We start from the raw sequence: 14,770 nt of genomic DNA, 5'->3' as shown, positions 1-14,770 counted from the left end.
CCAGAGATCGCACGAGCGTGAATGAAGTTGCGTTGTCACGACGCAATTGCTTCGAGGGGCGGCGTTTTGTCGGCCAGTGCCGTTCAACCCCCGGCTGCACTTCTCGGCCAGCCAATCCTTCAGCGTTTACTAAAGCATTCATTGCAAGATCGAAAGCGCTGCATGAATCCACCGGAAGGAGGGGGAGCAGGCTGGTCCCAACGGTTAGCAGAGGGGAACACCTTTTCAGAGCCTATGGCGCGGGAAGTTTTCCTACCCATTGTTCGGCTGAATAGACTGCGGTGATGGACCACCCAATTGAGATCTATGTACGTCATAGCGGCGGCCGTGCACTGCTGAACTGCCGCTTCCCGCTGCGATGCGTGACCGGTTCCTAGAAGGGGTGTCCAAGGGACGCTTCGACTCGGAAGACTCCCGGGTCACTCGGAGCTGGTTGTACTTCCCGAGTGGAACGCCGGCTCCGGCGAGCCGGGACACGCCAGAATTCCGATCGCGGCCATCAACGTGAACTACTCGAGCGGCGACGAAGAGAGTCATGATGTCGCGCCCAGCCGCCGCTCCCATGGCGGCCCCCTTCCAAGCTCAGGTGTGCGAAGTAGTCTTCCTTCGATGCAGGGACCACCCGAGGGTCATTCCGGCAGCGGCGATCAGGATGGCAACCGAGCCGACGAACTGCAACAGCTTGAGCCTATGGTCGAAGGCGACGAAGTCCACGACCATGGCGAAGATGGGATAGAGGAAGGACAGTGCACCTACGGAGTGCGTCGGCAGCTTCTGGATCGCGCCGTACAGAAGCGCGAAGACCAGACCTGTGTATACGGCGCCCATCACCACGAAATCGCGCCAGGCCCGATAGTCGGTCGGAAGAGACGTCAGGTCCGCGAAGGGCGCGATCATGACGGTGCCGACGCAGACATGGATCAACGCGATGAGATGCGGCGGCGTATCGCCCAGTTTCTTGGTCACGATCACCGCGATGGCGTAGAAGAATGCAGCGCCGAGCGCCATCAGGACTCCGGCGATATACGCGCTTGGGGGCCCGGCGTAGGCTGCCGCTGAAGGTCTGGCATAGACGATGAGCAGTACGCCCGCGAATGCGATGCCAAGCCACGCGAGCTTGGTGCCGGTGATGCGCTCCGAGAAGAAGATCGCGCCGAGGCCGACCAGGATGAAAGGCTGTGTGTTGTAGACCGCGATCGCGACGGAAATCGACGCGCGCGAGAACGAGGCAAAGATCAGCAGCCAGTTGAGGACGATGGCCACACCGCCGAGGGCGGCCCAACCGACTTGCTTGAGCGTCAGCGGGCCGACCAACGTTCTCGTGAGGAAACATGCGATCAGCAGCGTCACGGCACCGAAGACACAGCGCCAAAACAGCAACTGGATCACGGGCTGCCCGAAGAAAACGACGAACCACCCGATCGTCCCCGAAATCAGCATGGCGGCAACCATCTCGACGGTGCCGCGAATCCTTTTGCTCTTGTTGCTCTTGTTGCTCATTGCTCAGACTTGCACTCGGCCCGGGGGTGCCGTCTTGCGAGAGCGGCAGGAACGACCAACACCAGCCGCTGGTCGCCCGCAATGTTAGTGTGCTTTGTCCCGCGCGGCCCCAGACCTGGCCGTGCGCCAGGTGATGGCCTTGTAGGGTGTGTCAATCGCGCGATCCGCGATGATGGCGGCCTATCACCAAAAGGACACCTGTGAGGACGTGGGAATAAGCCGCCCTATTGGACTGACGTTCGAGCGCTGCTCAGGAACCTGCCGCTCGACGGGCTGCCATCGCACTTGGTCCCCATTTCGGACGATGGGGGCGACTTCAAGTTCCATCTTTCATGTGCCGCCGGGCCGGACCTAGGAAGCGTTCGCGTCTACGGCCCCGGTGCTGACGGTAAGCGGGTGTCGGGGGGGTCTTCGAATTCGTCGAGCGAGCTGCGCGCGGCAGCGTTTCCGACGCTTATACCAGCTCAGCAATTCGACAATGTGCGACCGCGCGTGGAGGTAGCCGTGAATGACCAAACCGGACTGTCTGCGGGACAGCAGGCGCATGCCATTGGCAGAAAAGACCTGCACGACTTTCGAGTGGCAGCAGCGCCGCGGCCTCGATCCAGGAACCCAGGATGTTGGCCGCAGCAGAAACTACGGCCACTTTCATTGCGTCAATGCGAGCACGACGATGGAAACTGAATGCCAGGTCGCCAAGCGACTCGCAAGGATGATTGAGGCGTGTGCGCGCGTTGAGCACGGGGCCGTCGAACGCTTCGGCGAGCGAGCGCATCAGCGCGACAGGTCTGGAGCGCGTTGCCCTGCAGTGTCGGCCCACATCTCCGCTGTCGCATCGCGCTCCAACTGCCGCGCGTCTACTTCATGTCCGCCCTCCTGCATGAGAGTTTCCCGCCTGGCTTGCCGCAGCATGTGCCGCGGAACGTCTGGGTAGGTCATCTGCAGCAGATCCAGTTCGCGCTCGGCCAGGGCGGCTTCTTCGGCCTTCCGCTGGATCAGTTCGTACGCCAACAGGAACGGCAGCGACAGCAGCACCAGCACGGCGTAGATCTGGCCCATGGCCAAGCCCGCAATCGCGACCAAGGGTGTCAGCACGATGATCACGATCACCCTGGCCATTAACCACAGATGTCTCATGATTCATCTTGCTGCAGCGCGACCGGCCGAGGGTGTCGGGAGTTGCCAGTGCTGGCGTAGGACTGTCGCACACTCGGGGAAGTCCCGAAGTCGAAAGACTGACATCTCCCCCGTCCTGCGGGGCAGCGCCGGGTCCGCTCCTCAGGCGCGCCCGCTGACCTTTCGCGCCAGCAGCCAGACCACAGGGGGCGTCAGCATGCGGGCCAGCGCCTTGACGCGGTCGACGCGGTGCGTCTTCATGAAGACCGAGGCCGATTCGTCCCCGTGCTGCTTGCCGGCGAGCGGGCTGGTGTAGTAGTAGGCGGCGACCGAACGGCGCGGCCGGCCGTCCGGCGCCTGCAGCGGCTTGGTGTGGCCGTGGTAGCTCGCGGGGCCGTGCGGCAGCACGATGGTGCGGCCGAACTCGGGCTGCACGGTGGTCACGCAGCGGTCCTGCTTCTTGTCCCAGAGTTCGAGCCCGGAACCCCAGGCCGGGTCCCATCCCTTGCCCCGCAATTAATACACTAACGGCGCACCAACTTAGCGACCAGCAAGCACGCGCACATTCCATTGCACAGTGACAAAACCCACCCAGCTAGGCAAAATCACTCCCCTCGCCGTTAGCGTAATTTCAATGTCTTCTCTCTCCCTCTTCGAAGAGTCGCCCCTCGCCGTTCATCGCCTGGCGTTTGAGCGATGGTTGCAGGACCAGCGCGCCGTTGGATCCCTGCGTCAGGCGTCGTCCATCGAGGTCTACCGAGACATGTGGGGCAGCTTCACGGCCTGGTGCCTCGGACAATCCCCGGCCGTGTCGCTGGCGTCTCTCGATGTCCGCGATCTGCAGGCGTTCCAGGCGGCGCGCTTCGGCATGAAAAGCGCCGACCTGTCGCTCACCCCGCGTCACGCGCTTCGCCTGCTGCGCCTGATCGACCGGGTGCTGCGCCACCATGCCGCCGAGACCGGCGAGCCCGTGAACACGGCGGCGAGCGACTGGATCGACGCCCATCCGGAGATCCGGTACGCCGAAGCCGCGCAGGCCGACCCCTTGCCTGAGTTCTTGTCGGTGGCCGAGGCGCGGCACCTGATCACGTTCTTGTCGGATGCGCGACCTCGCCCGGGTCTGTCGGGCTCACGCCGCGACAGTCATCTGGCTTTCACCTGGCAGCAGCTGCGCAATCGAGTGGCCGTTGCGCTGCAATTGGGCGGGGGCCTGGCACCGGGCGATGTTCGCGCGCTGACCCTCGATGCGCCGACATCGCGCGGTGGCCGCGTGCGCGAACGCCCATGGAAAGTCGCGGTGCCGGGCAACGGCAATTCGCCTGCACGCGAAACGCCGATCGCCCCCTGGGCGGGCGAGTTGCTGCAGCACTGGCTCCAAGTCCGCACGGAAGCTCGCATTCTGGGCAATTTCCTTTTTCCGTCGACCCGCAGCGGCAAGCCCTGGAGTAAGGACGCGCAGTACAAGGCCGCCAGGCAGGTCTTGGAGGAAGCAGGTCTGGATGCCAGCGATGGCGGCTCGTTCCGGTTGCGGCATACCTTTGCATTGCGGCAGCTGCGCCGCGGGACAGATTCCGATCAGGTCGCACGGTGGCTTGGGGTCGAGCCAGAGGCCATGGGCAAATACCGCAGAGTCGTGAGCAGTCCCGAAGATGTGGTCTAGCATCTGATTCACACTGTCGAACGGGCACCCATCAATCAGACGCATTGGTGGACTGGCGAATGGAGTTAATCAGCTTCCAATTGGCAACCGAGTAAAGTCGGCCCTCTATTCATTCAATGGAAGTATCCATGGCGCAAACGTACAAGCAGATCCAGAAGCAGATCGAACAGCTTCAACGACAGGCAGAAGCTCTGCGCAACAGTGAGGTCAAAGGTGTCATCGACCGCATCAAGGTGGCGATTGCGCACTACGGCCTGACGGCTGCACAACTGGGACTTGGCACGAACAAGACAGTTGCTCAGCCGAAGAAGGCCACGAACGCTTCGGGCAAGTCCGGTGCGAAGTTCAGTGACGGCAACGGCAACGTCTGGGCAGGCCGTGGACCGCGTCCTCAATGGCTTCGTGACGCGCTGACGGCGGGTCGGTCGATCGACGAATTCCGAGTGGGATCGCGCAAGAAGTCGAAGCCTGTCTCCGTGGAGACCGTGTCCGGCGAGACTGTTGCGCCAGCTGCCCGCCCTGCCCGCAAGAAGGCGAAGCGTGCCGCGTCGAAGATCTACAAGGATGATGCCGGCAATTCCTGGAGCGGGATGGGGCCCAAGCCCGGATGGCTGAAGGCCGCACTGGCCGCCGGAAAGACTCTGGAAGACCTCCGGGGTTAACCACGCGACCAGGACGCTGGCACTCCATGGGCAGCGCAGGGGCGTCAACAGTCGATCTCGCGACTACCGATGCCCTCGCGGTCGCCGATCCATCGACTACTTGTTCGCTTCCGCTGCCAGCTCGGTCATCTGCTCACGCCGTACTCGGCCGACAACTTCTTGACCGGTTCCTTCTCGATGAAATGCCGCCAGGCAATCTCCAATGTCCGCGGATCGAAGCGCCGCTCGCGCGCGACGCGTTCGAGCAGGTGGCTGTCAATGACGGTCATGGCTGGGCGGCAAGGTCATGAAGAGGCTCATCAGGCCCAGGAATAGCCAGTAGAGCATCAGCGCCCCCACCGAGAACGCAAGCATGCCCCAGCGCGGAAATCGGGGGTCGCCGATCAGGAAGCCGAAGACCAGGGTTACCAGGAACCCCAGGAATGCGATCGGCATGAACGTCGCGCGCAGAAGCGGCTCCATCAGCACGAGCAAGGCGCAGCATGCGAGGCGCACCACCTGCCAACCGACGAAAAGCGAGATCTCCAGCAACCGAAGCGCGATGGGAATGCGGTGCGCGGGGCACGGTCACAGATCGAGATCGGCCGATATTGAAGTGGTCCATGGTTCATTCCTCCGTCGCCCAGCAGACGAGCCGGAGCTCTTTCAAATTGATGAGGTCGCGAGAGCCATCGCCGAAGCGAATCTCTGCCAGGTCGTTGTCGTGCGCCTTGAGTCGCAACGAACCGCGGCGGGCGCCGCAGTCGCTGCTGCGCCCGACTCAGCTGGCGGTGGTCGACCAAGAATCGCATCGACGTTGCCGCGCGTGATGGCTGCGCTGCCCTCCAGCAACGCCACGGTCTGGGCCGGTCGTTTCTTCATCGCCGCTGCGAGTTGGTAGAGCACCCGGGTATCGCAACCCACACGTCCTGTCTCGAATGCAGACCGCACCTGCGCCGGCGCGTCGATCAGGCCCGCGGCCTCGGTGATGAATGATCGAGGCTTGTTGAGCCTGCGGGCAATCTCCGCGCGCGAATACCCCTCCCTCTCGCGCTCCGCGATGAACAGCGCCAGGTCGACGGCGACATGTTTTCGCGGTGGAGGTTTTCTGCGGCCTGGGCGAACGGATCCACCCGGTCGTCCAGGAAGGCCGGCACCGTTTCGAGTCCCGCGCGCCTGGCCGCGGCGAACGCGACGTTCCCCCCGGTTCACGATGTCGCGTCCCGCTGCCTCCGGATGCCGGCGCAGCGACACGGGCTCCAGCACCCCGTGCGTCTGAATCGACTCCGCCAGTTCCGCGATGGTCCTTTCATCGACCGAACGCCGCGGCTGCGATGGATCGAAGTCGATCAACGACAACGCCACCTGCATGGGCACGCCATCGGCGATCGATGCGTCGGACCTGTTCAGCAGATCGCTCGCCCTGAATTGCGCTCGCCGACCTCGTTCGATCTCTCCTTCGTGAAGGGCTACGAGTCTAGAGAGACAACTCCGCGAGCTACTGGACCCGCCCGATCATCGATGCTTGTGGCCGCAAGCAGGGCGAGTCTATGAGCACGCCATTCTGCCGCCAGATCCATTTGGCTCACGGCTGCCACAAGCGCCCGCGTGAGAAGAACAAGATCGCGGTAGCCGCCAATGCCATGGGCACGAACGCGATGGCATGCCGGCAAACGCCACGCGTTGCCAAGGCCGCAGAGGTGCTCTGAAAATTCGGCACACCTGTGCGTAGGCGGTGCTCCCTACCAAACCCGGCCCGCCGGGCGTGGACACATGCAGGATCTCGTACTTCTCGGTGACAACCTGGTCAATCGGAACTGCGTGCTCCCACGCTACAAGCTTCATCCATTGCCAATTGCGGGCATCGATTGCGAGTGCGGCGGTGTGCACCCCCTCACGCTGCGCGAGACCAGAGAGCTGTTCGATCTCTTTCTCAATACGGGCGGCACACGACGTCCAGATCGAGCGATCGGTCTTCAGAAGTCGGTACCGGCCGTTGCCGCGTGGGGGCGTTGTGCCCTGTCCCTACTGGCCTTTTCAGCGATCCGCCCAAAAAAGCATTGACAACGAACGCAAGCAAAGTACATTTAACACTGTTTATTTAACGGTGTAAATGAAATGCGACCTGTACTGACCGACGAAGAGGTAGCTCAGTTCCGTGCCGATGTCTGCCGCGTTGCCGAGGTGCTGTTCGCGCGTCATGGCGTCGAGGGCGTCACGATGCGGCAGATTGCCGCGGAGCTTGCCTGGAGTCCTACCACCGCCTACCGCTACTTCAAGAACAAGGAAGAAATCCTTGCGGCTGTGCGAGCCGCTGCATTCAACCGGTTCTGCGAAGTCATCGAAGAAGCGACGCGCTCGAGCCCGGACCCGCGCAAGAGCGCACGCAACGTCGGCCAGGCCTACCTGGGTTTTGCCCTGGAGAACCCGGACGCCTACCGAATGATGTTCGACGTCAGCCAAGCCGCCGTGACCGGCAATGCGGAGCTGACAGAGGCTTTGGCGCGGGCGCGCCGCAGCATGGTGGCATACGTGGCCCCACTGATCGACAAGGGCATCCTGCGCGGCGAAACGCAAGCCCTGGGGCAGATGCTGTGGGCGTCCGCACACGGCCTCGTGATGCTGAGGCTCTCGGGCATCGTGGCCGACGACACCGAACTGCGGCAACTCCACGAAAGGACCATGTCGGCCCTGGTGCGCGGTGCCCTCCAACAGGGGATGGCCGGCAGCCGCGGCACAAGCGCCCTGGAACGCATCAGCCCCGCCCCCGCTCGCAAAGCGGCAAGAAAAATCCCCTGAACCCCAACCCCAACCCCAATCCCACCTCGCAAGGACCATCATGCAGAACCCATCGAAACCGCATCGCGCCGTTGCCGTCGCGGTTGCTCTCATCCTCAGTGCCTCGGCCTCCCTGGCGCAGGCTCCGCAGCCTCCACCGCCAGAGGCCACCGATCCCGTGAAGCTGGAACTCATGAAAGGATTCCCGCCGGCGCCCGACAAAACCGTCAGGCTGTCCACGGTCCTGAAATTCCCCAATGGCCGCTGGGCGTTCCACCACATGCGAGAACTCGGTCCGACGGTGCAGGTCTGGCGTGGCGACGAGAAGCCGTCCATCGTGCGTGAGGCCCAACAGGATATCGGCGCGCTGAAGTTCGAGGACGACAAGGGCGGCAAGACCACCCTGGCCGACTGGCAGCGCAGCACCTACACCGATGGCCTTCTCGTGCTGCACAAGGGCGCGATCGTCTACCAGAAGCACTACTCCGGCATGGCCGCCCACCAGCCGCATTCGCTCTGGTCCATGAGCAAGTCGTTTACCGGCTTGCTCTCAACGATGCTGATCAAGGAGGGGGTGATCGATCCCAACGCCCTGGTCACGAAGTACCTGCCCGAGCTGAAAGACAGCGCGTGGGCGGATGCCACCGTACAGCAGACGCTCGACATGACCACTGGCGTTGCGTACCAGGAAAACTTCCGCGACCCGAGCTCCGGCATCTTCCAGTACCTGCATGCCGCCGGACTGTTGCCTGTGCCTCTCGCTTACAGCGGGCCCCGCACCATCCCCGACCTGCTGGTGACCCTCAAGAAGGATGGTGAGCATGGCGCGGGATTCAAATACAAGACCGTCGACACCGAGGTCATGGGCTGGCTCCTGCAGCGCGTCACGGGCAAGAGCTATTCCGCGCTCCTGTCCGAGCGCCTCTGGTCGCGCATCGGCGCCCAGGATGACGCGTACGTCTGGGTCGACCCGATCGGCACGCAGATCACCAGCGTGGGCTTCAGCGCAACGCTGCGAGACCTTGGGCGGGTGGGCGAGACGCTGCGCACGGCGGGCCGTTCCGACGGGCAGCAGGTCATCGCGGAAAGCGTCATCGCGGAAATCCGCAAGGGCGCCGACATCGAGAAGTTCAAGGCCAGCGGCCAGGCGACGCGCTTCGGCTACTCGTACCACAACCAGTGGTGGATTCCCCACGACCGCGACGGCACCTTCGAGATGAAGGGATTGAACGGGCAGCACATGCACATCAACCCGGCGGCCGAGCTGGTCATCGTCAAGCTCTCTTCCCACCCCAATGGGGATACCGGCTTCACGCACAACCTCGACCGGCGGGCGTTCGCCGCCATCGCTGCCGCGCTGCGCGCGCAGTGAGAGGAACGCCATGAGCACCCACCACACCTTCCAACCCGGCCTCCTGCGCAACAAGGCCGTGTTCATCACGGGCGGCGGCAGCGGCATCAACCGCCAGATCGCGATCACCTACGCGCTTGCCGGTGCGTCAGTGACGATCGTTGGCCGCAGCGAGGAAAAGGCGCGCGATGCCGCTGCCGAGATCGGGGCTGTCGGCGGGCATGCGATCGGGCTGTCCGCGGATGTGCGCAGCTATGAGGCGTTACGAAACGCCGTCGAGCAGGCGCACGCGGCGTTTGGCCCGATCGACATCGTGGTCGCCGGCGCCGCCGGAAATTTCGTCGCGCCGGCGACGGGGATGAGTTCCAACGGCTTTCGTGCCGTCATTGACACCGATCTGGTCGGGACTTTCAATACGCTACGCGCCGCCTACGATTTCCTTCGCAAGCCATCCGCCCTGGTGCTGGCCATTTCCGCCGTCCAGTCCAGCATGCCCACCTACGCCCAGGCCCATGTGTGCGCCGCCAAGGCCGGCATCGACATGTTGATTCGCTCACTGGCGGTGGAGTGGGCCGAGGATGGAATCCGATGCGTGGGCATAGCGCCGGGCCCGGTGGCCGATACCGAAGGCATGGTCCGGCTCGCGCCGCAGGGCCAGGAAAGCTGGGCCAGGCTGCTGCAGTCCATTCCGTCCGGACGTGGCGCATCCAAGCAGGAGATCGCCGACATGGCGCTGTACCTGGCCAGCGAATCCGGGCGCTACATCAATGGCGTGGTGATTCCGATCGATGGCGGCTTCTCCGCTGTCGGCTCCCTGGAGTTCGGACGGATGCTGAAGGATTCAGTCGCGCAGGCCGGCCGCGCCGCCGCCTGAAATCTGCACAAGAAAGGAGACCAGCATGAACAGCACCTCCGGCGTCGCCTTGCCGACCATCGATACACCCGGCTCTGGAACGCGCTTCGAAGACTGGATTCAGGCTACGAACGCGTTCGATGCGATCGAGCGCACGCAAAAGCGCTGCTGCGTCGACAAGACAGCCATCACCTTCCTCGGCACGGAACCTGAAGCCCTGCCGCGAAAGGTCAGTTATACGGAACTGGTGGAGGGGATCGCGCGGACGGCGAATGCCTTCCGGTCTCTCGGCTTGCGGCGGGGCGACGTGGTGGCCTATATGCTGCCGTCGCTGGTCGAAACGCAGTTCGTGCTGTGGGGCGCGGCGACGGCTGCGTCGGCCTTGCCGCTCAACCCGCTGCTGAAGGCCGAGGAGATCGCCAGCCTTTGCCGGGCAGCCGGTGTCAAGGCGCTGGTGGCACTGGGACCTCTGCCGGGCACCGAGATCTGGGACAAGGCCGAGCGGGTAAGAGCGCTGGTGCCGGCGATCGGCGCCCTGATCCAGGTGGGAGGTGAGAAAGCCGCCGGCGGCGCCGACGTTCATCTGCTGGCGGATCTGCTGCGGTCGAACTCGCGGCAACTGGCATTTTCTGACCTGCCCGAGCCAGACGATGTCGCCGCCTATTTCCATACGGGCGGAACGACCGGCGCACCGAAGCTGGTCATTCATACCCATCGCAACCAGCTTGCCGCTGCCTACGGAGGCGCCTGGGCGGTAGGCGCTTGCACCGACGACGTGATCGTCAATGGCTTGCCGATGTTCCATGTGGCATCCGCGATCTTTTGCAGCCTGGCCATGTTCGTTGCCGGCGCGGAGATGGTGATCCTCTCGCCAGCCGGATTTCGCAACCCCCAGATCGTCGCCAACTTCTGGCGCATCGTGGAGCGCACCGGAACGACCATCGTCGGCGGTGTACCCACAGCGCTCTCGGCCGTGGTGAAGGTCGATCCGAAAGGCGCGGACTTGAGCCGCGTGCGCATCAACATCTGCGGTGCCTCCTTGCTTCCTCGCAGTGTCGCCGAGCAGATGGAGCTGCTCACGGGCAAGCCCATGCGTGAGGTCTATGGCATGACCGAAGCCGGTGGCGTGATCTGCGTCGACCCGGTGTCCCGCGCGCGGGTCATGGGGTCCGCGGGGTGCCCCATACCGTTCTGCGAAGTCGAGGCGCGCGCGCTGGCTGGAACAAGCGCCTCGAGCCGCTCCTGCATGCCGGGTGAGGCGGGCATGCTCGTGGTTCGCGGGCCCAACGTGACGCCCGGCTACAAGGACGCCGGGCAATCCGCCAGCCTCTTTACCGAGGACGGCTGGCTCATCACCGGAGACGTGGGGTACGTCGACGCCACCGGTCGTGTGTTCATCACGGGACGGGCTAAGGATCTGATCATCCGCGGCGGCCACAACATCGACCCGGCTGTCATCGAAGAGTGCCTGATGCGGCACCCCGCAGTGGCCGATGCGGGCGCGGTGGGCATGCTGGACGCCTACGCGGGCGAAGTGCCGGTGGCCTATGTCACCCTGCGGCAAGGGACTGTCGTCACCGAGGACGAACTGCTGGCTTTCGCCAAGGCCACCATCAATGAACCGCCCGCGCTCCCGCGGCGGCTCTTCGTCCTGGAGCAACTGCCCATGACCGCCGTGGGAAAGATCTACAAGCCCGCACTGCGGCAGGACTGCACACGGCAGCACTTGCTGGAGGTGCTCCAGGGTGAATCGATCGCAGCCCTGACGGTGCGCGAGGAACCCGGCCGCGGCCTGGTCGTGTGCATCGAGTTGGCAGCCGCCGAGGAGGACTCCTCCCACGAAACCCGTCAGCGCATCGCTGCCGACTTGAAGGGCTATCTGCTCACCCTCGAGTGGGCAAGCTCCCAGGCAAGCCCGTCCTGATCGCAACCAGGAGATCACCTTGAAACCCGTCAACAGGCGGACCGCCGCAGCGGCCGTCGCAGCTACGCTTTTGCCTTTCGGAAGCGTTCGGGCCCAGAGCCCGGCGTTTCCCTCGCGCACCATTTCCGTCGTGGTCGGCTTTCCCGCCGGCGGCGCGACGGACGTCACCGCCCGGGTCGCGATACCGCACCTTCAGAAGTCGTGGCGACAGACCGTCATCGTCGAGAACGTGCCGGGTGCCGGTGGTTCCATCGGCGTGCAGAAGATGCCGAATGCGGCGCCTGAAGGGCACGTCCTGTTCCTCGGTACCGCGAGCGACACGGTGCTGGCACCGCTTGCCATCCAGTCGGCGCGATACAAGCCTGAAGACCTGCGCCTGCTGGGCTACATGGGCCAAGCCGAATTCGTCATCGTGGGGCGCCCGGGGTTGGCCTTGAACAGCCTGGATGACCTCGTGGCGCACATGCGCGCCGCATCCAGCATGGAATTGAGCTACGCCTCCTTCGGGGACGGGTCGATCTACCACCTGATCGGAGAGGACCTGAAGGATCGCAGCGGCGGGAAACTGCTGCACGTCCCCTACCGGGGTATGGGACCCGTCGTCACCGATCTGATCGGCAATCAGGTCGACCTCGCCTTTTTGCCCGTGGCCGGACAGACCGTGGGCCTCATCAATTCAGGCCGGGTGAAGCCCATCGCGCTGACGGGCCCCAAGCGAAATCCCCAGCTCCCACAAGTCGCGTCGGTGGACGAGTCCCGGCAGATGAAGGGCTTGCACCACACCGTCTGGTTGGGCCTGTTCGGCCCTGCCACGTTGCCCGCCGAGGCGGCAAAGAAGGTGAACGCCGCCGTCAATGATGCGATTCGCACCCCGGAGTACCTCAAGTTCTCGGCTGAGAACGGCACCAGCGTTCCCGAGCCCGGCCTGACGCTGCAGCAAGCAGCGAAGTTCTATGGCGACGACACCGAGAAGCTCCGGCGACTCGCCAGATCGATCAAGCTGGAAGCTAAATGACGGCGCGAACCGCAACGCCGATCCAGTTCTACTTCGACTTCATTTCCCCCTTCGGCTACTTCGCAAGCCTTCGAATCGACGATCTGGCCCGACGTTATGGCCGCGAGGTGGAGTGGACATCGATGCTGGTGGGCGTGAGTGTGCTCAAGGTGATGGGTCTGCCGCCCATCGTCGAGCTTCCGCTGAAGGGTCCATATGTCATCAACGATGCCAAACGCTATGCCAGGCAGCATCAAGTTGCATTCGAACGCCCCAGCACGTCTCCAACGTCCCGCCCTGTGGAGGCTGGACGCGCCTTCGCCTGGGCAAAGGGAATCGATCCGGCAGCTGCCAAACGGCTCGCCGGATTCATCTTTAGCAGCTACTTCGTGCGCTGTCTCGACATCTCGGAGGACAGCGTGCTGAGCGTGTGTGTAAGAAAGGCCGGGCTGTCGTGGCCCGCCTTCGAGGCGGCTCGCGCCGAGGGAACTCCGGCTGAGCTCCTTCGGCGCAATGTCGATGACTCGATCCAACGCGGCGTGTTTGGTTCGCCCTACTTCATCGTGGATGGAGAGCCGTTCTTCGGTTTGGAAAAATTGCCGGTTGTCGAAGAGTGGCTCGCCGCTGGCGGATGGTGATCAAGCAGACTCACGGTCGCGGGCGTTCGCAAACCTGACCCGCTGGCCTGTTGTCGACGAGCAGCGCAGAATCTAGCTCCTCTAGCAGGCTGCTGAAATACCTCATTCGAAAGTCCCCCGAAAGTGGGCCTGGGGCGTTGTCCTTGCAGACCCACGAAACCCCCTGCGATGCGCGGCCCTGACACATTCACCGAAGGTTTGTTCACGATGAGACGGCTGGACGACTTCGTTCCCGCCGACCATCCGCTGCGCCGCATCCGGGTGATGGTCAATGAGGCGCTGGCCAAGATGGACGAGTTGTTCTCTCGGATGTACGAGGCCGACATCAAGGGCGGCCGCCCGAGCATCGCGCCGGAGAAGCTGCTTCGCGCGATGCTGTTGCAGATTCTGTTCAGCATCCGCTCGGAGCGCCAGCTCATGGAGCAGACGCAATACAACATGCTGTTTCGCTGGTTCATCGGCCTGGCGATGGACGACGCGGTGTGGGTGCCGACGGTGTTCAGCAAGAACCGCCAGCGCCTGATTGAGCACGACGCGGTGGTCGCCTTCTTCAACGAAGTGCTGGAGACGGCGGAGAACAAGGATTGGTTGTCGGGAGAGCACTTCAGCGTCGATGGCACGCTGATCCAGGCCTGGGCAGGACACAAGAGCTTCGTTAGCAAGGGCGGTGACGACGATGCCGGCAGCGGCGGGGACTTCAAGGGGCAGCGACGCAGCAACGAAACGCACGAGTCGAAGACCGATCCCGATTCGAGGCTGTACCGCAAGGGCAAGACTGCCAGCGAGTTGCGCTACATGGGGCACACGCTCACCGACAACCGTCACGGCCTGGTCGTCAACGCCATGGTCACGCAGGCCGACGGCTTTGCCGAACGTGAAGCGGCCAAGGTCATGATCAGGGACGCACGTCAAGCCACCGCGAGAGCGGATACCGAGGTCACGCTTGGTGCCGACAAGGGCTATGACGCGGCCGAGTTCATCGAGGCGCTGCATCGCATGAACGTCACGCCGCATGTGGCGCAGAACAAAGCGGGGCGTCGTTCGGCGGTGGCCGACGAGATCGCCCGGAGCGAGGGCTATGCGATCTCGCAGCGCAAGCGAAAGCTCATCGAGCAGGGCTTCGGCTGGGCCAAGTTCGTCGGCCCCATCCGGCAGGTGATGGTGCGCGGCATCAAGAAAGTCGACCAGTTGTTCGTGCTGACGATGGCCGCCTACAACTTGGTGCGCATGCGGACCTTGGCAGAAGTCCGTCCGTTGGCCGCGTAGCGGGCCAGTGAGAGCCCCAAACGCGCCTCAAAACGGGGGAAACAGGGAT

Annotated in this window: 18 protein-coding genes; 10 read left to right on the top strand and 8 right to left on the bottom strand. The window is 63.7% G+C overall.

The features are described 5' to 3' along the window. Positions 1 to 582: 582 nt before the first annotated feature. The 4 genes from ACSQ9A_RS36490 to ACSQ9A_RS36475 form a co-directional block, all read right to left on the bottom strand. Positions 583 to 1,500 carry a DMT family transporter gene (locus tag ACSQ9A_RS36490; protein WP_436307589.1) on the bottom strand — a complete coding sequence of 306 codons (918 nt, stop codon included), beginning with the start codon at positions 1,498 to 1,500 and terminating at the stop codon, positions 583 to 585. 454 nt (positions 1,501 to 1,954) lie between these two features. Continuing rightward, on the bottom strand, positions 1,955 to 2,275 hold the full coding sequence (locus tag ACSQ9A_RS36485; RefSeq protein ID WP_436307588.1) for a hypothetical protein: 321 nt from the start codon (positions 2,273 to 2,275) through the stop codon (positions 1,955 to 1,957). Beyond that, positions 2,275 to 2,637 (bottom strand): hypothetical protein, encoded by a 363-nt coding sequence (locus tag ACSQ9A_RS36480; protein ID WP_436307587.1) that lies wholly within the window; start codon positions 2,635 to 2,637, stop codon positions 2,275 to 2,277. The genes ACSQ9A_RS36485 and ACSQ9A_RS36480 overlap by 1 nt, the downstream gene beginning before the upstream one ends. 141 nt (positions 2,638 to 2,778) lie before the next feature. After that, positions 2,779 to 3,132 carry a hypothetical protein gene (locus tag ACSQ9A_RS36475; protein ID WP_436307586.1) on the bottom strand — a complete coding sequence of 118 codons (354 nt, stop codon included), beginning with the start codon at positions 3,130 to 3,132 and terminating at the stop codon, positions 2,779 to 2,781. A gap of 118 nt (positions 3,133 to 3,250) precedes the next feature. On the opposite strand from ACSQ9A_RS36475, the gene ACSQ9A_RS36470 reads away from it, so the two are divergent. Then, complete coding sequence (locus tag ACSQ9A_RS36470; protein ID WP_436307585.1) at positions 3,251 to 4,276, top strand: tyrosine-type recombinase/integrase; 1,026 nt, start codon at positions 3,251 to 3,253, stop codon at positions 4,274 to 4,276. A gap of 128 nt (positions 4,277 to 4,404) precedes the next feature. Beyond that, the gene (locus ACSQ9A_RS36465) at positions 4,405 to 4,938 is read left to right on the top strand and encodes an H-NS family nucleoid-associated regulatory protein (protein ID WP_436307584.1); all 534 of its coding nucleotides are present in this window, start codon (positions 4,405 to 4,407) and stop codon (positions 4,936 to 4,938) included. Between the two features lie 125 nt (positions 4,939 to 5,063). On the opposite strand, the gene ACSQ9A_RS36460 is transcribed toward ACSQ9A_RS36465, so the two are convergent. The 4 genes from ACSQ9A_RS36460 to ACSQ9A_RS36445 all read right to left on the bottom strand — a co-directional run bounded on the left by ACSQ9A_RS36460 (position 5,064) and on the right by ACSQ9A_RS36445 (position 6,807). Further along, positions 5,064 to 5,207, bottom strand: coding sequence for a hypothetical protein (locus ACSQ9A_RS36460; RefSeq protein ID WP_436307583.1), 144 nt, complete (start codon positions 5,205 to 5,207; stop codon positions 5,064 to 5,066). Then, on the bottom strand, positions 5,194 to 5,469 hold the full coding sequence (locus ACSQ9A_RS36455) for a hypothetical protein (protein WP_436307582.1): 276 nt from the start codon (positions 5,467 to 5,469) through the stop codon (positions 5,194 to 5,196). Before ACSQ9A_RS36455 ends, ACSQ9A_RS36460 begins: the two co-directional genes overlap by 14 nt. Positions 5,470 to 5,583: 114 nt before the next feature. Beyond that, positions 5,584 to 6,288 (bottom strand): ParB N-terminal domain-containing protein, encoded by a 705-nt coding sequence (locus ACSQ9A_RS36450; protein ID WP_436307581.1) that lies wholly within the window; start codon positions 6,286 to 6,288, stop codon positions 5,584 to 5,586. Between the two features lie 177 nt (positions 6,289 to 6,465). Continuing rightward, complete coding sequence (locus ACSQ9A_RS36445) at positions 6,466 to 6,807, bottom strand: hypothetical protein (protein ID WP_436307580.1); 342 nt, start codon at positions 6,805 to 6,807, stop codon at positions 6,466 to 6,468. Here ACSQ9A_RS36445 and ACSQ9A_RS36440 point away from each other — a divergent pair. The 8 genes from ACSQ9A_RS36440 to ACSQ9A_RS36405 all read left to right on the top strand — a co-directional run bounded on the left by ACSQ9A_RS36440 (position 6,691) and on the right by ACSQ9A_RS36405 (position 14,721). Further along, positions 6,691 to 6,981, top strand: coding sequence for a hypothetical protein (locus tag ACSQ9A_RS36440; RefSeq protein ID WP_436307788.1), 291 nt, complete (start codon positions 6,691 to 6,693; stop codon positions 6,979 to 6,981). The two genes, ACSQ9A_RS36445 and ACSQ9A_RS36440, sit on opposite strands and share 117 nt — an antisense overlap. A 54-nt stretch (positions 6,982 to 7,035) precedes the next feature. Further along, entirely contained in the window at positions 7,036 to 7,716 is a 681-nt protein-coding gene (locus ACSQ9A_RS36435; protein ID WP_436307579.1) for a TetR/AcrR family transcriptional regulator, read from the top strand. 40 nt (positions 7,717 to 7,756) lie between these two features. Then, entirely contained in the window at positions 7,757 to 9,067 is a 1,311-nt protein-coding gene (locus ACSQ9A_RS36430; protein WP_436307578.1) for a serine hydrolase domain-containing protein, read from the top strand. Between the two features lie 10 nt (positions 9,068 to 9,077). Further along, positions 9,078 to 9,920, top strand: coding sequence for an SDR family oxidoreductase (locus ACSQ9A_RS36425; protein WP_436307577.1), 843 nt, complete (start codon positions 9,078 to 9,080; stop codon positions 9,918 to 9,920). A 25-nt stretch (positions 9,921 to 9,945) separates the two neighbouring features. Then, the gene (locus ACSQ9A_RS36420) at positions 9,946 to 11,823 is read left to right on the top strand and encodes an AMP-binding protein (protein WP_436307576.1); all 1,878 of its coding nucleotides are present in this window, start codon (positions 9,946 to 9,948) and stop codon (positions 11,821 to 11,823) included. A 19-nt stretch (positions 11,824 to 11,842) separates the two neighbouring features. After that, positions 11,843 to 12,838, top strand: a complete 996-nt coding sequence (locus ACSQ9A_RS36415; RefSeq protein ID WP_436307575.1) for a Bug family tripartite tricarboxylate transporter substrate binding protein — start codon at positions 11,843 to 11,845, stop codon at positions 12,836 to 12,838. Continuing rightward, positions 12,835 to 13,455, top strand: a complete 621-nt coding sequence (locus tag ACSQ9A_RS36410; protein ID WP_436307574.1) for a 2-hydroxychromene-2-carboxylate isomerase — start codon at positions 12,835 to 12,837, stop codon at positions 13,453 to 13,455. Before ACSQ9A_RS36415 ends, ACSQ9A_RS36410 begins: the two co-directional genes overlap by 4 nt. Positions 13,456 to 13,623: 168 nt before the next feature. After that, positions 13,624 to 14,721 carry an IS5 family transposase gene (locus ACSQ9A_RS36405; RefSeq protein WP_436307573.1) on the top strand — a complete coding sequence of 366 codons (1,098 nt, stop codon included), beginning with the start codon at positions 13,624 to 13,626 and terminating at the stop codon, positions 14,719 to 14,721. Positions 14,722 to 14,770: the final 49 nt, after the last annotated feature.

Origin of the sequence: Variovorax sp. LjRoot290 (assembly GCF_964253985.1) — a bacterium.
In the GTDB taxonomy this organism is placed as follows: Bacteria; Pseudomonadota; Gammaproteobacteria; order Burkholderiales; family Burkholderiaceae_C; genus Variovorax.
Note: the sequence above shows the minus strand (reverse complement) of the source record. Positions and strands in the feature narration are given on the sequence as shown.